The following is a 24,165-nucleotide window of genomic DNA, read 5'->3' on the forward strand; positions in this document are numbered from 1 at the left end:
CTGTAATGATACCCGACCTGGGGGCCTGTGTCAATGAAATCCGAAGTTGTATGTATGTGGATGAAAAATCCACCGCAAAATGACAGAGAACGAAAAGAAAACCTTGCGTTTATTGTAAAATGTGCTAAACTAAAACAGACAAGTGGAAGCGAAATTTGACAAGGGAGGAAAGGAAATGAAGGTAATGAAGAAAAAACAGGTGCTCAGCCTGGCGCTGTCCGCCCTCTTCCTGGCCAGCAGTCTGCCCCTGCAGGCCATTGCGGCAGACACAGGTGGAGATACCAAGGCGGCGGCCCGTGCCGTAGAGGGTACCGCCATGATTACCCCGGACAGTCCGGTGTTCGTGTCCTCGGGGGCGTCCACTGCCCACTATGCCGTGGATGGCATCACCCAGGAGACCTATCAGTGGGCCTCGGACGACATGAAGACCAGCGGAGCGACCCCCACCGATGCCCAGACCCCCCAGTGGCTCACCGTAGACCTGGGGGAGAGCGTGACCCAGCCCGTGGAGGTGGCGGGGGTTCAGCTGTGGTACAACATGAAGGTGTGGCCCATGGTGTACGAGATTCAGACCTCTTCGGACAACGGGACAGAGGACGCCTGGACCACCTTGGTGCGGGTGGAGCGCTCCCCCTTTGACGGAGCGGTGAAAAACGGCAGCGGCCAGAACATCGCCGACGAGACGGGGAACACCACCCCCGCCTCCGCTGCCAACACCGACACCATCACCTCGGACACCACCCCCGCCCTGGCAGAGGGTGCTTCGGTGGAGCGGTATGTGCGCTTCTATGTGGAAAAGGTGAACACCGCCGCTCCCGGCAACAACGTGTGCCTGCGGGAGATTCAGGTGTATGCCAAAGAGGCGGAAGAACCCACCGAGGAGCCCTGGAACCTGGCCCTCAACCGCCCGGTGACGGCCAGCGGGGCCGTGGAGGGGACCTCCGCATCCAATGCGGTGGACGGCTCCAAGACCACCCAGTGGAACTCCCCGGACCTGAAGGACTTCAAGGTCACGGACAACTCCAAGGACCAGGAGCTCCAGACCCCTCAGTGGCTCCAGATGGACCTGGGAGCCACCGGCTCGAAGCTTCAGACCGTGAAGATCACCTATGCCAGCAACAAGGTGTGGGCCATGGAATATGAGCTCCAGACCACCGACACCCCGGAGGATGCCGATTCCTGGCAGCGGGTGGCCTATGTCAGCCGAGCTTCGGCTAATTCCACTCTGGTCAACGGAGAGGGGCAGAACATCGCAGACCCTGCCAGCTATACCGACACCATCACCACCACGTCCCAGCCCGCTCTGGGTCAGACCCAGCTGGGCCGGTATGTGCGGCTGTACATCCACAAGACCAACGCCCAGGCCCCCGGCGGCAACAATGTGAACATTGCCGAGGTTGCGCTCATGGGCACCAATCCCGACGTTCACCCCCCTGTGGACGTGGATGGAGAACTGAATAAAGTCACTGTGTCCAATCCCAGCCTGGGAGATACCCAGATCACTTTGCCCACCATCTCCGGGGCGGACCTGGTGGTGCGGGGCAGCGAACTGGAGAACGTGGTGGCCAATGACGGCACCATCAGCTCGTGGAACATTGGCGCTCGGGACGTGACGCTGCTGCTGCGCCTTACCGACCGGGGAGACGAGACCAGCTATGCCCAGAAGAATGTCACCGTCACCGTGCCCGACCACTCCTCCAACTATCCCGCTGAGTGGTTCCCCACGGTGACCGACCCCAACCCCAAGCCAGAGGTCATTCCCACCGTCCAGGAGTGGTACGGCTATGAGGGCAGCTTTACCCTCACCGCCGACTCCAAGGTCATCCTCAATGACAAGGCCAATGTGGGCCTGGACAAGGTGGCCCAGAACCTGGTGACCGATGTGGAGGAGATCTCCGGCCTCACCCTGACGGTGGAGACGGGCACCGCCCCCACCGGGCCCCACGACATCTATTTGGAGTCCCTCACCGACCCCGCCGCCTATGACCTGGGGGAGGAGGGCTACCTGATGGTGACCAATGAGCAGGGGCTGCACATCTATGCCCCCACCTATACTGGTTGCCTGTATGGCACCATTACCGCCGAGCAGATTCTGTGGCAGGCCCAGGACCATGTGTCCATTCCCCAGGGCATCATGCGGGACTATCCCGCCTATGAGGTGCGGGGCATCATGCTGGACGTGGCCCGTACCCCCTACCGCTATGAGCTGCTCCAGGACTACGCCAAGATCATGCTGTGGTACAAGATGAACGAGTTCCACCTGCATGTCAATGACAACGACAACGCCAACATCAGCTCCTCCTCCTTTGAGACCCACTCCGGCTTCCACCGCCTGGAGAGCGAGGAGTTCCCCAGCCTTACCTCGGAGACCAAGCATGCAGGCATTCCTGCCGATCTCATCAACTCCGACTACTACAACAACAACGAGGACTATCAGGGCAACCCCACCTACACCAAGGACCAGTGGCGGGCGCTGACCCAGATGTGCGAGGACATGGGCATGTATGTGCTCACCGAGCTGGACATGCCCGGTCACTCCCTGCTGTACAACAAGTACGCCGCTGAGAACCCGGACAACATTGAGTGGCTGGCCGGGGGCACCATGCTGGCCCCCAGCACCACCAGCCTGGGCCAGCAGCTGGAGCTGCTGGACTTGACCGGCCCCAACAGCCAACGGGCCCTGCGCTTTGCCTCCACCCTGTGGGACGAGTACACCCGTGGGGAGGACCCGGTGGTGAACGCGGACGTGGTGCACATCGGCGCCGATGAGTACTGGGTGCACAACCAGGCCACCAACGATGCCTTTGCCAAGTTTGCCGACACCATGCGCCAGACCATCCAGAACAACCTGGGTGAGGACACCAAAATCCGCATGTGGGGCGCCAGCACCGGCAGCTTTGCCACCGCTCAGACCGCCCTGGGCAAGACCGCCCAGGAGCTGGCGGAGGACTACCAGCTGGACATCTGGAGCACCGCCTATGACCAGGCCGCCCAGCGTGTGGCCGAAGGGTATCAGGTCATCAACTGCCGGGACGCCTTCCTGTACGCCAACCCCGGCCGTACCAACCGAGACGTGCCCAACGCCGAGTACCTGTTCTACGACTGGAACCCCACCATGTTCGGCGGCAACAATCCCCTGGTGGGTGAGCCCAACCTGGTGGGCGCCAAGGGCGTGGTCTGGGGCGACCAGAGCCAGGAGGGCATGACCGAGCAGGACATCCACCAGCGGGTGCTGCGCACCGTGTCCATCCTCAGCGAAAAGACCTGGGGTGGCACCGACCAGGAGGATACCTTCCCTGAGTACGAGCTGCGTGCCGCCCGTCTGGCCGAGGGCCCCGGAACCCAGATCGCCATGGAGGTGGACAGCGCCAGCTCCCTGGTGCTGGACTATGACTTTGCTAACACCGATCAGGATGGAACCCGAGTGTACGACGCCAGCGGCAACGGCTATGACGCCACTCTCACCGGCGGCGCTGTGGAGGACGGCTGGCTCACCTTCGACGGCTCCACCCTCCTGGAGACCCCGTTGAAGACTCTGTCCTATCCCTACACCGTCTCCTTTGATTTGAAGCTCTCTGTCCAAGATGGTGAGGCCAACACGGCCGAATCCTCCCTGTTCTCCGGCTATGACGGCCGCATCCAGGTGGCGGGACACAATGGCAACCTCAGTGCGGATGTGAACTACTTCACCCGTGACTTTGGCTACCAGGTGCCCACCGACGGCACCGCCGTGAACATCACCATCGTGGGCACCTTCCAGGCCACCCGGCTCTATGTCAACGGCCAGCTGGTGACCTTCCTGTCCCAGAAGCAGGACCAGGACGGTGTGACCCCCAATGCGGTGTCCACCCTCTACTCCTCGGTGCTGCTGCCCCTGGAGAAGATCGGTCAGGACTTCCACGGCCAGATGGCCAACCTGAAGGTGTACAACAAGGCCCTGTCTGCCCAGGAGGTGGCGGGGACCGATGACGGCCTGGTGAACGTGGCCCAGAACGCCTACGCCGGCGGCGACTCCTACCAGAGCAGCGACGCCTCCGGCCAGGACAACGGAGTGCAGCGCACCCGCATCGCCATGAAGGCGGTGGACGGCGAGACCTTCACCAGCGACGACGATGCCTCTTCGGAGATCTACTCCTACTGGCAGGGCGACCACGGGGACAGCTCCCTCACCGTGGACCTGGGCCAGGTGCGCACCATCTCCCAGGTGGACCTCCAGTGGAGAGCCGACGGCGTGGGCCGTGACATCAAGATTATGACCTCTCTGGACGGGGAGACCTGGACCGAGGCCAAGGTGGTCTCCGGCAACACTGCCGCCCGCCAGACCGTGAAGCTGGACCAGGCGATGGAGGCCCGCTTTGTGAAGATGCAGGGCAACCAGTCCAGCGGCGTGTACAAGCTCCAGGAGATGCTGGTCTATGAGCAGGTGGACAAAGCAGAGCTCCAGAAGCTGTTGGCCCAGGCCGAGGAGATCGTGGCTGAAAAGGGCCTGACCTTTACTTCTCAGGACACTCAGGAGGAACGGGCACTGTTTGAGGCCGTGGTGCTGGCCCGTGCCCTCCAAGGCAGCCCCTTGGCTACCCGCAGCGAGGTGGAGAACAGCGCCGCAGCCCTCACCGAGGCCATGGAGAATCTGCCTGTGGAGCCTACACCTACTCCCACTCCCGAGCCTACGCCGGAGCCCACCCCCGAACCCAGCCAGGTAGACAAGACCCTGCTGCAAAAGACCTATGACTACGCCATGACGCTCTCCACCGAGGGTGTCACCGACACTGCCAAGGCTGCTTTTGAACAGGCACTGGCCAATGCCAAGGTAGTTCTGGCGGATGAAAACGCCTCTCAGGAGGATGTCGACGCCGCTTGGGACGCCCTGCTGGAGGGTATCTGGGGCCTGGGCCTCACCCAGGGCGACAAGGCCATGCTGGAGCAGCTGATCGCCAAGGCGGAGGACATGACTGCCAACGCTGACCAGTATGTGGCCGAGCACTGGAAGGAGTTGGTGGACGCCCTGGCGGCTGCCAAGGACGTGATGGCCGACGGCGACGCCATGGAGGAGGACGTGCAGCCCGCCGCTCAGGTGTTGCTCAATGCCATCCTGGCCCAGCGTTTCAAGGCTAACAAGTCCATCCTGGAAGACCTCATCGGCAAGGCTGAGAGCTTGGACCTGTCCGGCTACACCGCCGAGAGCGTGGCCGCCTTCCGCACCGCTCTGGCCAACGCTCAGACCGTGATGGCGGACAACAGCCTCACCGAGGACGACCAGAAGACGGTGGACGCCGCTGTGGCTCAGTTGGACACCGCCATCCGTGGTCTGACCACCGAGAGCGGTGAGACCCCCAACGCCACCGACAAGCCCGAAACCACGGACAAGCCGGATGCCACCCAGAAGCCGGAGAGTGTGCCTCAGACCGGAGATGGGAACTGGGTGATGGTGCCCGTTCTGACCCTCTTGGTCTGTGCTGCTTGCCTGGCTGTGGTTGCGGCGGCCCGCAAGCGAGTCCGCTGATCTCTTTGCACCAAATACCCCGGACCGGGTTCTCCCGGTCCGGGGTATTTCGCGTGTCGAACCAGTTCGACACGCTTCTCAAAAATGCCAGCATTTTTGAGAGAAATTGCAGCCCGCTGCATGCAGAATCGGGTCAAAGGGCGATCCGATTCCACACTGGCGGGCTGAGAAGTGTTTTTCCCGATGCGCATGTCCCCAGGAAAAACAGATTTTGATTTATTTTCCCGCCCTTAGGCGGGAAAACTCTGCCGAGGGCTTTTTGACGATGCAATATCATCTGGCCTTTTGCATGGATATGAGGTATTTTGACGAGATTTCCGATGGTAGGGAGAAAAACGCTGGAATTTGACTATGGGATGTGGTAATATACTATGATGCACCGGATTTCAGTCCTGGGCAATCAAGAAAAATGAGGTGATAATCTTGTCCTTGCTCATGTCAGTGTTTATGGGCTTTGTTCAGGGCGTGGCGGAATTTCTGCCCATCTCCAGTTCCGGGCATTTGACCCTGTTGCAGCACTTCTTTGGGATGAAAGAGGTGGATAACCTCTTTAACATCCTGCTGCATTTTGCCACGCTTCTCGCTGTGTGCGTGGTATACTGGAAGGACATTGTGGAGATGGTGGTGGAGTTCTTCCGCGGCTTCGCCTCTCTGTTTTCCGGCCACGGCAGCCGGGAGTCCCGGCCCCCCACGGCCCGCCGCCTGGTGTTGATGGTCATCGTGGGCACTCTGCCTCTGTTTGTGGTCCTGCCCTTGGAGGGGGTGGTGGAGCAGCTGGGTAACTATCCCGCTGCGGTGTCGGTGATGCTCATTCTCACCGGCTTTATTCTGTTTTTCTCGGACCGCATGGGCGGCGGACGTAAGAACGCCCGCACCGCCACCGTGAAGGACGCTCTGCTAGTGGGCATTGCCCAGGGGGTGGCTACCATCCCCGGCATCTCTCGTTCCGGCAGCACCATTTCCGCCGGTATGCTTCTGGGCTTTGACCGGAAGTTTGCCGTGCGCTATTCCTTCCTGCTGTCCCTGCCTGCGGTGCTGGGCGCTACCTTGCTCAAGGTGGTCAAAGCCGTGGGCGAAGGTGTGGACACCAGTTTGCTGCCCAACTATCTGGCGGGCATGGTGGTGGCCGGCGTGGTGGGGTATTTCTCCATCCAGCTGGTGCGCCTGCTGGCCAGCAAGGGCAAGTTCGGCAATTTTGCATACTACTGCTGGATCGTGGGCGTAGTTTCCCTGGTTGCCGGTTTTATCGTACTCTAATGTGAGGAGGAAGCTATGGCTTCAACGCAAAAGAAAACCACCAAAAGCGGCGGGAAACGCACCCAGAGCAAGTCTGCCGCTCCCAAAAGTACCAAAAAGAAGACGACCTCCACCGCCAAGCCCAGAAAGAAGGCGGCCCCTGCCGCTCCTTCCTACCACCGAGAGATCGGCGGCGTGGTATGCCTGGTGTTGGCCTTCTTTGGCTCTTTTGGCTACTTTGGTGTCAAGGCCGCATTCATCGACCTGTTTTGCGACTTGCTCCGGGGCCTGTGTGGCTACGGCTACTACCTGGCGCCGCCTGTTTTGGTGCTGTGCGCCTACATCTTGATCTTTCACCGCCGCCGCCCGGTGCGGCTGCGCCTGACCTGTGCGCTGCTGCTGCCGGTGCTGGCCGGTGCCATTCTACACCTCATGCTCAGCGGCAACCGCTTTACATGGGGGATGAATCTCATGGGCCAGCTGTGGATGGCTGGTCTGCGCAGCAACTCCGGCGGTGTGCTGGGCGGCATCCTGGCCATCTCCTTCCGCTACGCTTTCAGTACGGTGGGGGCTATGGTGGTGCTTCTGGTGGTGACCCTGCTCACCTTGCTCTTTGCCTTCAACCGCACCCCGGTGGAGTTCTATCAGGATATGCGGGGCTGGATGGAGGAGCGGGAAGAGGCCCGTCAAGCCCGGTGGGAAGAGGAGGAAGAGCCTCAGACCTACGAGGCACCTCAGCCGCCCGCCCCTCGGAGACGGGAGCGAAAGCCCGCCATTGATATCCCGGTAGACGACACCCCCGCCCCTCAGCCTGCCCCCCGAAAGAAGAAACTGTTCGACCTGTGGGGGAAGGAAGCTGAGCCTACGCCGCCCGCCGCAGTTTCAGAGGAGCCCACAGGCGAGGTGGCGGTGGAGGAGGAACTGCCCGAGATTTTCCCCGCACCCCAGGTGGAGCCGGAGCCTGAGCCGGCTGTGGCTCAGCCCGTCCCCGCACCGGCCCAGCCCCCGGTGGAGAAGGTTACCCGCCAGGAGGCTCAACAGGCCCACGCCCAGGTGGCCCAGGAGATCGAGGCGGGCATGGAACAGAGCAACACCGGGGTGTACCGCTATCCCCCTGTGTCCCTGCTGGCGGAAGGCAGCGGCATGGCCGCCGCTGCCGCTGGAGAGCTCCAGACCAACCAGCAGCGACTCCAGGACGCCCTCATCTCCTTCGGCGTGGATGCCCACATCGTCAACGTCACTCGAGGTCCCTCGGTGACCCGGTACGAGCTGGAGCTGGAGCAGGGCGTGAAGCTGAACAAGATCACCAACCTCTCCGACGATATCGCCCTGGCTCTGGGCGCCTCCGCGGTGCGTGTGGCCCCCATCCCCGATAAGATTTCCACTGTGGGCATTGAGGTGCCCAACCGCCAGGTGAGCCCTGTGGCCATTCGGGACGTCATCAGCGACCGGGCCTTTACCGACAGCCCCTCCAAGGTATCCTTTGCCGTGGGCAAGGACATCGGGGGCAACTGTGTGGTGGGCAACATCGCCAAGCTGCCCCATATGCTCATTGCCGGTACCACCGGTTCCGGTAAGTCGGTGTGCACCAACTCCCTCATCATCTCTCTGCTGTACAAGGCCACCCCCGACGAGGTGCGCCTCATCATGGTGGACCCCAAGATGGTGGAGTTGGGGGTGTACAACGGCATCCCTCATCTGCTCATCCCCGTGGTCACCGACCCCAAGAAGGCCGCCGGCGCCCTGCAATGGGCGGTGTGTGAGATGATGAAGCGGTACAAGGCTTTCTCTGAGGTGGGAGCCAAGGATCTTGCCTCCTACAACAACCACGCCCGCAAGAGCGGGCGGGACACCATGCCCCAGATCGTGGTGGTCATCGACGAGCTGGCCGACCTGATGCTGGTGGCTGCCAAAGAGGTGGAAGAGTCCATCTGCCGGGTGGCCCAGATGGGCCGTGCCTCGGGCATGCACCTGGTCATTGCCACCCAGCGTCCCTCTGCCGATGTCATCACGGGCCTGATGAAGGCCAACATCCCCAGCCGCATTGCCTTTGCCGTGGCCTCCAGCTTGGAGTCCCGCATCATTCTGGACACCACCGGTGCCGAGAAGCTGGTGGGCAAGGGTGACATGCTCTATGCCCCTCTGGGCCAGGGCAAGCCCCAGCGTGTCCAGGGCTGCTTTATCTCTGAGGAGGAGGTGGCCCAGGTGGTGGACTTCATCAAGCAGAGCGGCACCGCCCAGTACGACGAGTCGGTGATGCATGAAATCGAAAAGCACGCCGAGGAGAAGGAGAAAGGCGCCAAGGGTGTGGGCGGGTCCGATCCCAACCAGGGCGGGGACTATGACGAGCTGCTCCCCGCTGCCATCGACGTGGTGCTGGAGGTAGGACAGGCCTCGGTGTCCATGCTCCAACGCCGCCTGAAGCTGGGCTACGGCCGAGCCGCCCGCCTGGTGGACCAGATGGAGGAGAAGGGCGTGGTGGGCCCCTTTGAGGGCTCCAAGCCCCGCCAGCTGCTCATCACCAAGGAGCAGTGGCAGGAGATGCAGTACCGCCAGAACATGGTGGACACTGCCCCGGAGCCCTCGGAGCCGGTACCAGAGGAGTTCCCCTTTGAGGGAGATGCCGTGGAGCAGAGCCGAGATTTACCGCCATTTTAAGACGAAAAGAGCTGGACAGAACTTGGGTTCTGTCCAGCTCTTCTACTTATTGAAACCAGCTGGTCTCCCGGCTGTCCACCACATCCAGGGCGGCGGAGAGCTTCTGGGCGGCTTCCCCCCGGGTGAGGGTGTCCGAGAGAGTGGCCCCAGGGGCCACCACGTCCAGCGCCTCCAGGTTGGCCACCGACTGGCTGGCCCAGGCGGGAATCTCTTGGCTCACCGAGGTGGTGTGGATGGGGATGTCGGTGGTGCACAGAAGCTCTTCCAGCATCACCGCGGCCTCCAGCTGGGTGATGGAGTCCGAGGGGGAGAACACCACTTGGCCGTCCTCGTTTTGTTCTCCCAGCCCAGCCCCCTGCATCACAGCGGCGGAGACATATCCTTTGGCCCAGGCGGAGATGTCTCCATCGTCATAAAAGCCGGTGGTGGAAACCCCGTCCAGGGGCTGGGTCTGAGTCACGTCCATGGCCAGCACCAGAAATTCCTCCCGGGTGAGGGGCTGATGGGGGTCAAAGTAGGCCACCCCTGCCATTTGACGGCCCACGTAGATGCCCTCCTCGGCCAGGCGCAGGGCGGCATAGTGGTAGGGACTGCCGTCCAGATCGGCATAGGTCACGCCACAGGTGGGCACGGTGATGGAGATCTCCACGGTGGCGGGCTCGGAGACGTTGCCCATGCTGTCAATGGCCACATAGGAGAACACGTCGGAGCCTTTCTTGTTCTCGTAGGGGGTGTACCAGAAGGTGGAGGTGTCCTTCTCATCCAGAGTCACCTGGCCCCGGGCGGGGCTGTCCACCACCTGGTAGGTGATGAGATCTCCCTCGGGGTCCACGGCGGAGAAGGTGCTGGTGATGGCAATGTCCTGATAGGTGGTCAGGGTAAGATTTTTCGCCACCGGCGGGGTGTTCTCCCCGCCAGTGCTGACGGTGGTGACCACGGCGGCGGACACCGGCATGGTCAGGGCCCCCGCCAGCAGCAGGCAGAATAGGGGAAGACGGTATTTCACAAGAGGGTGCCTCCTTGCTCTGAGTTGATACCTCTAGCATGGCACATGGTGGTGAAAAATATTCGATCAAGTTCGGTCTTTGAGCCAGCTGGGCAGGGGCCTCATTTTGATGCCCGACACCATGCCCATGGCCACAAAGAGGGTGAGGGTGGAGGAGCCGCCGTAGCTGAAGAAGGGAAGAGTCAGACCAATGACCGGGGCCACGTACAGGCACATGCCCACGTTGAGCATGGTCTGAATCATGAGCATGGCGGCGATGCCCATGGCGATGTAGGCGGACATGCGGCTCTTGGCCTGCCGGGACACCCACACACAGCGCAGGATGATGGCGAAGAGGAGCAGCAGCACCACGCAGCACCCCAACAGCCCCAACTCTTCTCCACACACCGAGAAGATGAAGTCGGTGTGGCGGGCAGGCAGGTTCTGGGACAGGGAGGACTGGGTCTGTTTGCCGTGGAGGTAGCCCATGCCGGTGATCTGCCCCGAGCCAATGGCCAGCAGGGAGCGGCTCTGCTGCCATCCGCGGCCCAGAGGGTCCAGGGAGTGGTCAAAGACCACCCGGAAGCGCATGATGCGGTAGTCCGTCCAGAACTTGGTGTGGGGAAGCACGAAATTCCATAGCAGGATGACACCGCCCACCAGGGGAATGCCTATCCCCAGGAACCACCGCTTCTGGACGCCGCCCACCCAGGCCATGATGACAAAGATGAACAGGTACACCAGCACCATGCCGTAGTCGCCGGAGAGGGCGGCCAGCATTCCAGCAAAGAGCATGGTCAGCCCGGCGTACTTCAACAGGGAGGTGAATCGGCTCACCCCAAAGGAGCGCTGGTGGTTGATGAGCCAGGCCAGCACGCAGATGTAGGCCAGCTTGGCCATCTCGCCGGGCTGGAAGCCGGTGGATAGGCCGGGGAGAAAGACCCAGCTGCGGTTTCCGGTGCCGTCGTCCCGGCCGAAGGGGAGCAGCAGCAGGATGATGGCCAGACCCAACACCAGAAATACCTTCCACCACTTTTCCAGCAAAAATTCCAGGTCTACAAAGGTAATGACAATGTAGATCACAATGCCCAGGCAGAGAAAGATGGCCTGCTTGAGGGGATAGCTGTGGAGGGCGGGGTCGTACCGAGTGGCGCTGTACACCAGGGCGATGCCGAAGAGGTTGGCGCACACGCACAGGGTCAGGAGCAGCACGTCCCCTTTTTTAAAGAAATCACGAAGGTTATCCATGAAGACCATGGGAGTTCTCCTCTCATAATATGGGAAAGATCACAATGATAAAGATTAGTATAGCACATATGGCCGGGGTGTGCTATACTGTCTTGAAAGAGTTTACAAGTTGAGGTGAACGGCTATGCAGTATATCACCCACAGCCCGGAGGAGACCAGGGCGTTGGGCCGTACATTGGCACAGGCGCTCCAGGGGGGCGCCGTGGTGGCATTTACCGGGGACCTGGGGGCGGGGAAGACCGCCTTTGTCTCTGGAATGGCAGAGGGATTGGGAATTGAAGAGCGGGTGACCAGCCCCACCTTTACCATCGTCAATGAGTATGAAGGGGGCCGCCTGCCCCTGTTCCACTTTGACATGTACCGCTTGGGCAGCGCCGACGAGCTGTTCCACATCGGCTGGGAGGACTACCTGGCCCGGAACGGTGTGTGTGCCGTGGAGTGGAGCGAGAATGTGGACGAGGCCCTGGACGGGGACACCATTCGGGTGGATATCTCCCGGGGCGAGGACGATAACACCCGCATCATCACCATAGAGGGGGTAGAGCTATGAAAATTTTGGCCTTGGAGACCTCGGCGGTCACCGCCTCGGTGGCCATCACCGAGGACGAGAAGCTGCTGGGGCAGTCCTTCCAGAACAGCGGCCTGACCCACTCGGTGACCCTCGTGCCCATGGTGACCCAGCTGCTGGACAACGTGGGGCTCACCCTCCACGACATTGACGTGGTGGCAGTGGCCGCTGGACCTGGCTCCTTCACTGGAGTGCGTATCGGCGTGGCTGCGGCCAAGGGCCTGGCTTGGACCGATGGGAAGCCCTGCGCTCCCTGTTCTACCCTGGAGTCCATGGCGTGGCAGTGCGCCCACATGGAGGGGGAGATCTGCGCGGTGATGGACGCCCGGCGCAATCAGGTGTATGCCGCCCGGTTCCTGGCCCAGAACGGGACTCTCACCCGGCTGAGCGAAGACGCCGCCATTGGCCTGGATCAGCTGGCCCAGGAACTTGAAAAATCCTCCAATGCGAAATTTCTCGTTGGAGATGGCGCATCCTTGTGTTATAATTTCCTCAAAGAGCGGGGAATATCCGCCACCATGATGCCGCCCCACCTGGTCTACCAGACCGCTTGGGGTGTGGCCCGTGCAGGGCTGGAGCTGGCCCGCCGGGATCAGCTGGTGAGTGGGGCTGCCATGGCACCCCAGTACCACCGCCTGAGCCAGGCCGAACGGGAGCGTTTGGCCCAGGGCAAATCTTTGACCAAATGACCGATATAAGAAAAGGGGTTTGACGACTATGGAAAAAGTACACGTTTTGGACCATCCGCTCCTTCAGCACAAGCTGTCCATCCTGCGGGACAAGAACACCGGCGTGAAGGACTTTCGCAGCATCGTCTCTGAGATTGCAGGGCTGATGTGCTACGAGGCCACCCGGGACCTGCCTCTGGAGGATGTGACCATTGAGACTCCCGTGGCCACCGGCACCTTCAAGATGCTGGCCGGCAAGAAGCTGGCTGTGGTGCCCATTCTCCGGGCTGGCCTGGGTATGGTGGACGGTATTTTGAATCTGATTCCCTCCGCCAAGGTGGGCCACATCGGCCTGTACCGGGACCCTGAGACTCTGGCTCCCGTGGAGTACTACTGCAAGATGCCCAGCGACATCGCCGAGCGGGATGTCATCGTGCTGGACCCCATGCTGGCCACCGGCGGCTCTGCTGCCGCTGCCATCACCTTCCTCAAGGGCTACGGCTGCAAGCACATCAAGCTGATGAACGTGCTGGCCGCTCCCGAGGGCATCGCCTGCATCCAGAAGGAGCACCCCGACGTGGACATCTACGTGGCTGGGCTGGATGAGAAGCTCAACGACCACGGCTATATCGTGCCCGGTCTGGGCGACGCTGGCGACCGCATCTTCGGCACCAAGTAAAGAATAAAAAATAGTCCCGGATTTTCCGCTCGAAAATCCGGGACGATTTTTTTATCTCTCTTTCAGCAGCTTGTCCAGCTCTTCCATAAAGGTGTTGATGTCTTTGAACTGGCGGTATACCGAGGCAAAGCGCACATAGGACACCTCGTCCACGTTCCGCAGCTTCTCCATCACCAGCTCGCCGATCTGGGTGGAGGGAATTTCACGCATCAGCTCATTCTGCAGAGTCTGCTCGATCTCATCGGCGATGCGCTCCAGAGTGTCGGTGGGTACCGAGCGCTTCTCGCAGGCCTTGAGCATGCTGCCCATGAGCTTGGTCTTGTCGAAGGACTGGCGGCGACCATCCCGCTTGATGACCACCAGGGGGAGGCTCTCCATGGTCTCGTAGGTGGTGAAGCGCTTGTGACAGGCCAGGCATTCCCGGCGACGGCGAATGCTGCTGCCCTCGTCGGCGGGGCGAGAGTCTACCACCTTGCTCTCAGGGTGGGCACAAAAGGGGCATTTCACGGGCGGATCATCCTTTCCTTGTGTGATGATAAGATTGTGGAAATTATAACATAAAAGTGGGCGGGTGTGTACCAGTTGTAAAAAATTTTTTTCGCCTTGCATAAAGAAAATTCCGGGGTGGCATACTGCTGACAGTGAGGTGATAAACATGGATAAACGTGATAGCCGCATGACCAATAAGATGGGCTCTGAAAACTGCAAGCGCCAGAGCACCGAGAACCGCAAGAAGCAGTCCCCGGAGAATCGCAAGCAGTCCGGCATGGAGAGCAAGAACCCCATGGGCAAGGGCTACTAAGAGCGGAGCCTGAAGGAGAGAGCGTGTGTATGAGACCAAGAGGTTTTGTACACACGCTTTCCCTTTCTAGAAAGAGGAGCCCGCCCTCTCAGGGCAGGCTCACAGGATGTTTTGCAGGGAGGGAAGCTCCGCCTCTACCAGCAGCTCCAGCTGATAGAGAATGCGGGCGTTGGCCGCGGCATATTCCCCCGGCTGTTCCCGCTGCTCCAAAATGGCCAACGCTTCCTGGAAGGCGGTACTCACCCCGTCGATGTCGTCGTGGTGTAGGGTGGTGTGGAGGTAGAACATCTGGTCCTCCCAGTTTTTCCAGGCATTCTGAGTGAGGTCGTAGGCTTTCTCCCAATCCCCCTGCTGTACCGCCTCCCCGGCCTGTTCCAGCTGGGCAGAGAGGGACTGGGTTTCATGGGAGAGGTACCACACGTGGAGGGAGCACCCGGCCACTAAGGCGGCCAGAAGGGCCACCGAACATAACAGTCGTTTCATTGCTTGCCCTCCTTGGGGACACAATAGGTGTGGCCCAGATCGTCCACCGTCATGAGAAACACCTGCTTATGGGAGGTGAGACCGTGGGAGGCAAGCTGCTGCTGGAGCCACTGGTCCCCGTACCCTCGGCCCCGCAGGCCCTGGGCGAGCAGCCGCCCGTCGCTGATGACCACCAGGGGCAGACCGGGCTCTTCCGGGTCTTGCCCCACCTGCCGGGCGGTGGCGGGCTGCAGGGCGGCGTAAGGGAGGACGGACAGTTGGCCGTTGGTCTCCAGCACGGCGGTATGGATTTCCTCCAGATAGGGGTGGCCCAGAATGCGCAGTTCCTCCAGAAGCTCGTCCAGGGTCAGGCGGTTGGCCCGCAGGGCCTGCTCCACCACCTGCCCCTGGCGCACCACCACGCTGGGGCGGCCCCCCAGGAGGGTGCGGAACCGGATGGACTTGGTGGAGAGAATGGAGAGGATGGAGGCAATGGCCAGCAGCACCGCAATGGGAATGACCCCGGTGAGCAGGGGGATGCCGTTGTCCTGCATGGGGACGCTGGCCAGGTCGGCGATGATGAGGGCCAGGGTCAGCTCGCTGGGTTCCAGCTCCCCCAACTGCCGCTTGCCCAGCAGACGAATGCCCGCCACCAGGAGAATGTAGAGCACCAACGTGCGAATGAGTACCACAAACATGGGAACACCTCCGGTAAAATATGGTTTATTGAACATTTTGCCCTTGAATCTAGGGGAATATCCCTGGCGTTTGTCCATAATTCCGATTTTATAAATGACATGAAAAAGCCTGCGAGAATTTCTTGTATTTTGGATGGTTTTGCGATAAAATGAACCGAGTATAAATAAAGGTGGGATATATGTTGAAGGCAACTTTGATTCTGGCCAATGGTGCTATGTTCCAAGGTCGATCCATCGGAGCCACCGCAGATCGGGTGTGCGAGATGGTATTTAACACCTCCATGACCGGGTATCAGGAAATTTTGACCGACCCCTCCTATGCGGGGCAGGGCGTGGTCATGTCCTATCCCCTCATCGGCAACTATGGAGTGAACCATTGGGATAACGAGTCCTCCCGTCCTTGGGTGGAGGCATTTGTGGTTCGTCATCTGTCCCCCCGGGGCAGCAACTTCCGCTGCGAGGGCGAACTGAATGACTTTTTGAAAGACAACAACATCACAGGAATTGAAGGGGTAGACACCCGTGCCCTGACCAAGATCCTCCGCAATCAGGGAAGCATGAATGGCATGATCACCTGTGCGGAGCATTTTAATGTGGCGGAGATTTTGGACAAGCTCCGCGCCTACAAGGTGGAGGGCACCGTGGAGCGGGTCACCCGCAAGGAGCCCGAGGTGTTCCCCGCTGTGGGTGAGCAGAAGTACCGGGTGGCCATGATGGACTACGGCGTCAAGCAGAACATGATTGACTGCCTGTGCCGCCGTGGCTGCGAAGTCACCGCATTCCCCGCCTCTACTCCCGCTGAGACGGTACTGGAGGGCGGCTTTGACGGCGTGATGCTCTCCAACGGCCCCGGCGACCCCGCCGAGAACGTGGAGTGCATTGCCCAGCTCAAGAAGCTTTATGACAGCGATATCCCCATGTTCGGCGTGTGCCTGGGTCACCAGATGCTGGCTCTGGCCACCGGCGCCCGCACCGGGCGGCTGGACTACGGCCACCGTGGCGGCAACCACCCCGTGCGGGACATTGCCGAGGGCCGGGTCTTCATCACCAGCCAGAACCACGGCTACATGGTGCTGGCCGACTCCGTCCACCCCGAGGTGGCCGAGATCAGCCACATCAACGTCAACGACAACACGGTGGAGGGCCTGCGCTACAAGCGCCCCAACTGCTTTACCACCCAGTTCCACCCCGAGGCCAACGCCGGTCCCCGGGATACCGAGTATCTGTTCGACCGTTTTATCGCATCCATGGGAGGTGACAAGTAATGCCTAAGAATCCCGAAATCAAGAAGGTGCTGGTGCTGGGCTCTGGCCCCATCGTCATCGGCCAGGCCGCTGAGTTCGACTACGCCGGCACCCAGGCCTGCCGTGCTCTGAAAGAGGAGGGCCTGGAGGTTGTACTGGTCAACTCCAACCCCGCCACCATCATGACCGACAAGGACATTGCCGATCATGTGTATATCGAGCCCCTGAACATCCCCACCGTCACCCAGGTCATTGAGAAGGAGCGTCCCGACTCCATCCTGCCCACGCTGGGCGGCCAGACCGGCCTGAACCTGGCCATGGCCCTCCACGAGAATGGCACCCTGGCCAAGTACGGCGTGAAGCTGCTGGGCACTTCCCCTGAGTCCATCCGCAAGGCCGAGGACCGCCAGGGCTTCAAGGACTGCATGGAGGAGATTGGCCAGCCCTGCGTCACCTCCGAGGTGGTGGAGAGCGTGGAGGACGCCGTGTCCTTCGCCAACACCATCGGCTACCCCGTCATCGTCCGTCCCGCCTACACCCTGGGCGGCACCGGCGGCGGCATTGCCTACGACGAGCCCTCCCTGCGGGAGATCGCCGACCGCGGCATCAACCTCAGCCGCGTCAACCAGGTTCTGATCGAGCGCTGCATTGCCGGTTGGAAGGAAGTGGAGTTCGAGGTGCTCCGTGACTCCGCTGGCAACGTCATCACCGTGTGTTCCATGGAGAACATCGACCCCGTGGGCGTGCACACCGGCGACTCCATCGTGGTGGCTCCCACCCAGACCCTGGCCAATGAGGAGTTCCAGATGCTGCGTACTGCCGCTCTGGATATCATCTCTGCTCTGGAGATCGAGGGCGGCTGTAACTGCCAGTTCGCTCTGAACCCCGACAGCTTCGAGTACGCCGTCATCGAGGTCAACCCCCGTGTGTCCCGTTCCTCCGCTCTGGCCTCCAAGGCCACTGGCTATCCCATCGCCAAGGTGGCTGCCAAGGTGGCTCTGGGCTATACCCTGGACGAGATTCCCAACGCCGTCACCGGCAAGACCACGGCCTGCTTCGAGCCCACCCTGGACTACTGCGTGCTGAAGATTCCCCGCCTGCCCTTTGATAAGTTCACCACCGCCAGCCGTACTCTGGGCACCCAGATGAAGGCCACCGGCGAGGTCATGGCCATTGCCAACTCCTTCGAGGGCGCCCTCATGAAGGCCATCCGCTCCCTGGAGCTCAACGTGCGGGCTCTGAAGCTGGACAAGCTGGACGACCTGTACACCGACGAGGTGGAGGACCTGCTGGCCCAGGTCACCGACGAGCGTCTGTTCGTGGTGGCGGAGGCTCTGCGCCGTGGCGTGTCCCCCCACAAGATCAACCAGATCACCAAGATGGACATGTGGTTCCTGGACGGCTTCAAGCGCATCATCGACATGGAAGAGCGCCTCAAGGCCTGCCGTGGCGTGCCCGATGTGGACACCTTGAAGGAGGCCAAGGAGATGTGCTTTGCCGATAGCTACATCGGCAACCTCTGCGGCATGGAGCAGAAGGACGTCAAGGCTCTGCGGGAGAAGTACGGCATCGTGCCCTCCTTCAAGATGGTGGACACCTGCGCCGCCGAGTTCGACGCAGAGACCCCCTACTACTACTGCACCTACGACGGAGAGAACGAGGCCGACGGCGGCGAGCACGACCGCAAGAAGGTGCTGGTGCTGGGCTCTGGCCCCATCCGCATCGGCCAGGGCATCGAGTTCGACTACTGCTCCGTCCACTCTGTGTGGTCTCTGAAGCGACTGGGCTATGAGACCATCATCGTCAACAACAACCCCGAAACCGTCTCCACCGACTTCGACGTGGCCGACAAGCTGTACTTCGAGCCTCTGACTGCCGAGGACGTGCAGAACATCGTGGAGCAGGAGAAGCCCGACGGCGCTGTGGTGCAGTTCGGTGGCCAGACCGCCATCAAGCTGGCCAAGGCCCTCACCGACATGGGTGTGCCCATTCTGGGCACTTCCTCCGACGGCGTGGATGCCGCCGAGGACCGTGAGCGCTTCGACGAGATCCTCAACCAGTGCCGCATTCCCCGCGCCAAGGGCCGCACCGTGTTTACCACTGAGGAGGCCCTCCAGGCCGCCAATGAGATCGGCTATCCCGTGCTGGTGCGCCCCTCCTACGTGCTGGGCGGCCAGGGCATGGAGATTGCCTACAACGACCGCAACATCACCGACTTTATGCGCATCATCAACCGCACCGTCCAGGAGCACCCCATCCTCATCGACAAGTATCTCATGGGCCGTGAGGTTGAGGTGGACGGCGTGTTTGACGGCGAGGATATCCTGATTCCCGGTATCATGGAGCACATCGAGCGGGCTGGCGTCCACTCCGGCGACTCCATCTCTGTCTATCCCACCATTCACGTGGAGGACAAGCACAAGGAGACCATCTTGCGCTATACCCGTGATCTGGCCAAGGCCCTGGGCGTCATCGGCCTGATCAACATCCAGTTCATCATCTACAACGACGATGTGTACGTCATCGAGGTCAACCCCCGTTCCTCCCGTACCATCCCCTATATCTCCAAGGTCACTGGTGTGCCCATCATTGACCTGGCCACCAAGGTTATGGTGGGCCAGAAGCTGAAGGACCTGGGCTACGGCACCGGCATCTACAAGGAGGCCGACTACTACGCCGTGAAGATGCCCGTGTTCTCCTTCGAGAAGCTCACCGACGTGGACACTGGCCTTGGCCCTGAGATGAAGTCCACCGGCGAGGTGCTGGGCATTGCCGAGTCCTTCCCCCAGGCCCTCTTGAAGGCCTTCAAGGGCGCCAACATGCGGGTCCCCAAGAAGGGTGGCCGTATCATCATCACCGTCAAGGACGAGGACAAGCAGGAGATCGTGGGCATTGCCCGGGGCTTTGCCGACATGGGCATTGAGATTCTGGCCACTGCCGGCACCTGTGAGGTGCTCCATGAGGCTGGCGTACCCTGCACCCAGGTGGCCCGTGTCTCCGAGGCCCACCCCAACATCAGCGACATGATCGCCTCCGGCACCATCGACCTGGTCATCAACACCCCCACCAAGGGCCGCCGCCACGACACCGATGGATTCAAGATCCGCCGTGCCACCGTGGAGCACTCTGTGGGCTGTGTCACCGCCATTGATACTGCCCGTGCCATGCTCACCGTCCGTGAGCAGAGCCGCAGCGCAGACCTGCGTCCCATTGACGTGACTACCATCTAAGGGAGGAAACTATCAGAATGGCACATCAAACGGTCATCGTTCTGGACTTCGGTGGACAGTACAACCAGCTCATTGCCCGCCGTGTGCGTGAGTGCAACGTGTACTGCGAAGTCAAACCCTATACCACCTCCTTGGCCGAGCTCAAGGCCATGAACCCCATCGGCATCATCTTCACGGGTGGCCCCAACTCTGTGTATGAGGAGGGGTCCCCCAAGGTGGACCCCGAGATATTCACCTGGGGTGTGCCTGTGCTGGGCATCTGCTACGGCTGCCAGCTTATGGCCCACACCCTGGGCGGCCAGGTCACCCCTGCCCAGGACGACACCGCCCGGGAGTACGGCAAGACCGAGACCTGGTACAACACCAACAGCCCCATCTTCAAGGGCCTGCCCGAGCAGGGCATTTCCTGGATGAGCCATGGCGACTACATGGCCCAGGTGCCCCAGGGCTTTGACCTGGTGGCTCACAGCGCCAACTGCCCCAACGTGGCCATCGCCAACGAGGAGAAGGGCTTCTACGGCGTGCAGTACCACCCTGAGGTCAACCACACCGAAAACGGCGTGAAGATGATCCGCAACTTCCTCTATGAGGTCTGTCACGCCGCTGGCGACTGGACCATGGAGGACTACAAGAACACCGCCATTGCCGCCATCCGGGAAAAGGTGGGCGATGGTAAGGTGCTGCTGGCCCTGTCCGGCGGCGTGGACTCCTCTGTGTGCGCCGCTCTGCTGGCCGAGGCTGTGGGCAGCCAGCTCACCTGTGTGTTCGTGGACCACGGCCTCATGCGTAAGAACGAGGGCGACGAGGTGGAGGCCGCTTTCTCCAAGTGGGCTATGAACTTCGTCCGGGTGGACGCTGAGTCCCGCTTCTTGGCCAAGCTGGCTGGTGTGGAAGAGCCCGAGCACAAGCGTAAGATCATCGGCGAGGAGTTTATCCGCGTCTTTGAGGAAGAGGCCAAGAAGATTGGCGCTGTGGACTTCCTGGCTCAGGGCACCATTTACCCCGATGTCATCGAGTCCGGTGCTGGCGACGCTGCCGTCATCAAGAGCCACCACAACGTGGGCGGCCTGCCTGACTATGTGGACTTCAAGGAGATTTTGGAGCCCCTGCGTCTGCTGTTCAAGGACGAGGTGCGTCAGCTGGGCCGTGAGCTCCAGCTGCCTGAGTACCTGGTCAGCCGTCAGCCCTTCCCCGGTCCCGGCCTGGCCATCCGTGTCATCGGCGACCTGACCAAGGAGAAGCTGGACACCCTGCGGGATGCCGATGCCATCTACCGGGAGGAGATCGCCGCTGCTGGCGAGGACAAGAACATCAACCAGTATTTTGCTGTGTTGACCAACACCCGTTCCGTGGGCGTCATGGGCGATGGCCGCACCTACGACTACACCCTGGCCCTGCGTGCTGTCACCACCAGCGACTTCATGACCGCGGACTGGGCCCGCATTCCCTACGACCTGCTGGACAAGATCAGCGTCCGCATCGTCAACGAGGTGCCCGGCATCAACCGTATCTGCTACGACATCACGTCCAAGCCTCCTGCCACTATCGAGTGGGAATAATTGGAAGTAAATAGAACCACAAAGGGACCGCTCGATGGAGAATCGGGCGGTCCTTTTTCCTGCCTCGCCCACGAGAGGGGTAAAGTCCCATTTGTGGCCCTCTGATTGGGCAATCCCACATTGAATGTGATGGGGAAATTTAGTATAATATACCCATTAACTTTGAAATCGAGGACCGATGTTATGATAACTGGAGCCATTAAAAATAAGATTGATAAGATTTGGACGGATATCTGGGCGGGCGGCATCACCAACCCCATCACCGTCATTGAGCAGCTCACCTACCTGATGTTCATCCGCTCCCTGGACGAGAAGGAGCTGGAGCGGGAGGAGTTCGAGAACCTCACCGGGGAGCACATGGACAAGATTTTCCCCCAGTCCCCGGCGGGCCAGGCCATGCGGTGGAGCAAGTTCAAGAATCGGGACCCCCGGGCCATGTTCGATATCATTTCCCAGCGGGTCTTTCCTGCCATTAAGAACATGCGCAGTGGAAAACTCCCTGACTTCCAGGAGGACGGCACCATGGTGGAGGTGGACGCCCAGAGCGGGGGAGAGGGGCAGGAGGACACCGCCTTCGCCCGCTATATGGACAGCGCCATGTTTCTCATTCCCACCCCCCAGGTGCTGCAAAAGATCATCACCGGATTGGACGAACTTTATGAGCACGACATTGCGGAGCGGGACATGCAGGGGGACCTGTACGAGTACATGCTCAGTAAGCTCAGCACTGCCGGGGCCAACGGCCAATTCCGCACCCCCAAGCACATCCGGGACATGATGGTGGAGCTGTTGCAGCCCACCCCCGATGATGCCATCTGTGACCCCGCCTGTGGCACCGCTGGCTTCCTGGTCTCTGCGGCCCAGTACATCCGGGACCACTGCGAGGACACCATGACCGAGGAGCAGTGGGCCCACTTTGCCGGGGACTGCTTCACGGGCTTTGATACCGACCCCACCATGCTGCGCATCTCCGCCATGAACCTGATGCTCCACTCCATCAGCCACCCGGATATCTCCTATCAGGACAGCGTGTCCAAGCAAAACCAGATCAGCGAGCGGTATACCATCTGTCTGGCCAATCCCCCCTTTAAGGGGACGGTGGACGCCGAGAGCATCAACGACGATTTGAAGGCGGTCACCAACACCAAAAAGACCGAGCTTCTGTTCCTGGCCCTCTTCCTGCGCATGTTGAAGAAGGGGGGACGGTGCGCCTGTATCGTCCCCGACGGGGTGCTGTTTGGCTCCTCCAAGGCCCACAAGGCCATCCGCAAGGAGTTGGTGGAGAACCACCAGCTTCAGGCAGTGATTTCCATGCCCAGCGGCGTGTTCAAGCCCTACGCCGGAGTGTCCACGGCGGTGCTGGTGTTCACCAAGACCGGAGCGGGCGGCACCGACCAGGTGTGGTTTTACGACATGAAGGCGGACGGCCTGTCCTTGGACGACAAGCGTAGCCCGGTGGAGGAAAACGACATTCCCGACCTCATCGCCCGGTTCCATGACCTGGAGGGGGAGCAGGAGCGGGAGCGCACGGAGCAAAGTTTCTTTGTGCCCCGGGAGGAAATCGCCCAGAACGACTATGACCTGTCCATCAATAAGTATAAGAAGGTGGAGTATGTCCCCGTGGAGTATCCCTCTACTGCGGAAATCATGGCAGACCTGCACCAACTGGAGATGGAGATCACCGCAGGGCTGGCGGAGTTGGAGGGGATGCTGTGATGGCGAGATTGGGGGATGTGATTGAACAAATTAGAGGTGTATCATATAGGCCCTCTGACTTGAGCGATAAATTAGATGATAATTCTGTAGTTTTGTTACGAGCCAATAATATTCAAAACGGGAACCTAGTTTTTGATGATGTTGTATATGTTTCAAAAAACAGAGTGGATGAAAAGCAGTACCTAAAAAAGGGAGATATACTTGTTTGTACCTCCAGCGGTAGCAAAGAACTTGTAGGTAAGGCAGCCATTGTTCATACGGATTTGCCTATGGTTTTTGGAGCTTTTTGTAAAGTTGTTCGCCCGAAAGTCGAGTGTGCGGAATATATTGGGCACTTCTTTCAATCTCCGTACTATCGCAATCACATATCTGCTGCTTCAGCGGGTGCAAACATAAATAATTTAAGAAATGAGCATATTGCTGATTTGCAGATTAGTCTTCCGCCACTTGATGAACAACGGAAGATTGTAGCAGTGCTAGATAAGGTCAGCGACCTAATTGCCAAGCGTCAGGGGCAGCTTGACAAGCTGGACTTGCTGGTGAAGTCTAGGTTTGTGGAGATGTTTGGAGACCCGGTGGTGAATCCGCACAATCTTCCAACAGTTGAATTTGGTTCGGTACTAACCGTTAAGCCACAAAACGGCCTTTATAAACCACAATCTGATTATAATATTAACGGTGAAGGAACTCCAATATTGAGAATTGGTGGATTTTATGATGGAAAAGTAACAGATTTCTCTAGCCTTAAAAGATTACGTTGTTCTGATGAGGAGTTACAACATTACTTGTTTGGAGATTTACAATGCAAGTGCAACACCTAAAATAAAAGATGACCCATTGGGGAAATTCCTGTAAAATGGCAGTTGACGAGACAAACCATAAGGAGGAATCCCCAATGAGTCACTACCA

17 protein-coding genes are annotated in these 24,165 nt (G+C 60.1%); 12 read left to right on the forward strand and 5 right to left on the reverse strand.

Going from position 1 to position 24,165, the window contains the following annotated elements; all coding sequences use genetic code 11:
• Positions 1–175 precede the first annotated feature (175 nt).
• From B5F98_RS03885 to B5F98_RS03895, 3 genes are all read left to right on the forward strand, one after another.
• Positions 176–5,503, forward strand: coding sequence for a family 20 glycosylhydrolase (locus B5F98_RS03885; RefSeq protein WP_087369703.1), 5,328 nt, complete (start codon positions 176–178; stop codon positions 5,501–5,503).
• A 435-nt stretch (positions 5,504–5,938) separates the two neighbouring features.
• Positions 5,939–6,760 (forward strand): undecaprenyl-diphosphate phosphatase, encoded by an 822-nt coding sequence (locus tag B5F98_RS03890; RefSeq protein ID WP_087369729.1) that lies wholly within the window; start codon positions 5,939–5,941, stop codon positions 6,758–6,760.
• 15 nt (positions 6,761–6,775) lie between these two features.
• Entirely contained in the window at positions 6,776–9,397 is a 2,622-nt protein-coding gene (locus B5F98_RS03895) for a DNA translocase FtsK (RefSeq protein ID WP_087369705.1), read from the forward strand.
• 46 nt (positions 9,398–9,443) lie between these two features.
• Here B5F98_RS03895 and B5F98_RS03900 read toward each other — a convergent pair whose 3' ends face one another.
• On the reverse strand, positions 9,444–10,403 hold the full coding sequence (locus B5F98_RS03900; protein WP_087369707.1) for an Ig-like domain-containing protein: 960 nt from the start codon (positions 10,401–10,403) through the stop codon (positions 9,444–9,446).
• A gap of 66 nt (positions 10,404–10,469) precedes the next feature.
• Positions 10,470–11,630 carry an FtsW/RodA/SpoVE family cell cycle protein gene (locus tag B5F98_RS03905; protein ID WP_242961590.1) on the reverse strand — a complete coding sequence of 387 codons (1,161 nt, stop codon included), beginning with the start codon at positions 11,628–11,630 and terminating at the stop codon, positions 10,470–10,472.
• A 124-nt stretch (positions 11,631–11,754) separates the two neighbouring features.
• Here B5F98_RS03905 and tsaE point away from each other — a divergent pair, with 124 nt between their 5' ends.
• From tsaE to upp, 3 genes are read left to right on the forward strand one after another with little or no spacing between them, the layout of a single operon-like run.
• Positions 11,755–12,180, forward strand: a complete 426-nt coding sequence (tsaE, locus tag B5F98_RS03910) for a tRNA (adenosine(37)-N6)-threonylcarbamoyltransferase complex ATPase subunit type 1 TsaE (RefSeq protein WP_087369711.1) — start codon at positions 11,755–11,757, stop codon at positions 12,178–12,180.
• Positions 12,177–12,887, forward strand: a complete 711-nt coding sequence (gene tsaB, locus B5F98_RS03915; protein ID WP_164488795.1) for a tRNA (adenosine(37)-N6)-threonylcarbamoyltransferase complex dimerization subunit type 1 TsaB — start codon at positions 12,177–12,179, stop codon at positions 12,885–12,887. Before tsaE ends, tsaB begins: the two co-directional genes overlap by 4 nt.
• A gap of 28 nt (positions 12,888–12,915) precedes the next feature.
• Positions 12,916–13,545: a uracil phosphoribosyltransferase gene (gene upp, locus B5F98_RS03920; protein WP_087228874.1), complete on the forward strand. Its 630-nt coding sequence runs from the start codon at positions 12,916–12,918 to the stop codon at positions 13,543–13,545.
• A 51-nt stretch (positions 13,546–13,596) separates the two neighbouring features.
• Here upp and nrdR read toward each other — a convergent pair whose 3' ends face one another.
• Positions 13,597–14,052 (reverse strand): transcriptional regulator NrdR, encoded by a 456-nt coding sequence (nrdR, locus tag B5F98_RS03925; RefSeq protein ID WP_087228871.1) that lies wholly within the window; start codon positions 14,050–14,052, stop codon positions 13,597–13,599.
• Positions 14,053–14,200: 148 nt separating this feature from the next.
• Between nrdR and B5F98_RS12910 the strand changes: the two genes are divergently transcribed.
• Positions 14,201–14,347, forward strand: a complete 147-nt coding sequence (locus tag B5F98_RS12910; RefSeq protein WP_158096579.1) for a hypothetical protein — start codon at positions 14,201–14,203, stop codon at positions 14,345–14,347.
• A 99-nt stretch (positions 14,348–14,446) separates the two neighbouring features.
• On the opposite strand, the gene B5F98_RS03930 is transcribed toward B5F98_RS12910, so the two are convergent.
• Complete coding sequence (locus B5F98_RS03930) at positions 14,447–14,830, reverse strand: DUF4363 family protein (protein ID WP_087369713.1); 384 nt, start codon at positions 14,828–14,830, stop codon at positions 14,447–14,449.
• Positions 14,827–15,507, reverse strand: coding sequence for a DUF421 domain-containing protein (locus B5F98_RS03935; protein WP_087369715.1), 681 nt, complete (start codon positions 15,505–15,507; stop codon positions 14,827–14,829). The genes B5F98_RS03930 and B5F98_RS03935 overlap by 4 nt, the downstream gene beginning before the upstream one ends.
• A gap of 179 nt (positions 15,508–15,686) precedes the next feature.
• On the opposite strand from B5F98_RS03935, the gene B5F98_RS03940 reads away from it, so the two are divergent.
• The 5 genes from B5F98_RS03940 to B5F98_RS03960 all read left to right on the forward strand — a co-directional run bounded on the left by B5F98_RS03940 (position 15,687) and on the right by B5F98_RS03960 (position 24,077).
• Complete coding sequence (locus B5F98_RS03940) at positions 15,687–16,772, forward strand: carbamoyl phosphate synthase small subunit (protein ID WP_087228862.1); 1,086 nt, start codon at positions 15,687–15,689, stop codon at positions 16,770–16,772.
• Positions 16,772–19,981 (forward strand): carbamoyl-phosphate synthase large subunit, encoded by a 3,210-nt coding sequence (carB, locus tag B5F98_RS03945; protein ID WP_087228859.1) that lies wholly within the window; start codon positions 16,772–16,774, stop codon positions 19,979–19,981. Before B5F98_RS03940 ends, carB begins: the two co-directional genes overlap by 1 nt.
• Before the next feature lie 17 nt (positions 19,982–19,998).
• The gene (gene guaA, locus B5F98_RS03950; RefSeq protein ID WP_087369717.1) at positions 19,999–21,540 is read left to right on the forward strand and encodes a glutamine-hydrolyzing GMP synthase; all 1,542 of its coding nucleotides are present in this window, start codon (positions 19,999–20,001) and stop codon (positions 21,538–21,540) included.
• Positions 21,541–21,723: 183 nt separating this feature from the next.
• Positions 21,724–23,256, forward strand: coding sequence for an N-6 DNA methylase (locus tag B5F98_RS03955; RefSeq protein ID WP_087369719.1), 1,533 nt, complete (start codon positions 21,724–21,726; stop codon positions 23,254–23,256).
• On the forward strand, positions 23,256–24,077 hold the full coding sequence (locus tag B5F98_RS03960; RefSeq protein WP_087369721.1) for a restriction endonuclease subunit S: 822 nt from the start codon (positions 23,256–23,258) through the stop codon (positions 24,075–24,077). The genes B5F98_RS03955 and B5F98_RS03960 overlap by 1 nt, the downstream gene beginning before the upstream one ends.
• The last annotated feature ends 88 nt before the right edge of the window (positions 24,078–24,165 follow it).

Source organism: Pseudoflavonifractor sp. An44 (assembly GCF_002161675.1).
GTDB lineage: Bacteria > Bacillota > Clostridia > Oscillospirales > Oscillospiraceae > Enterenecus > Enterenecus faecium.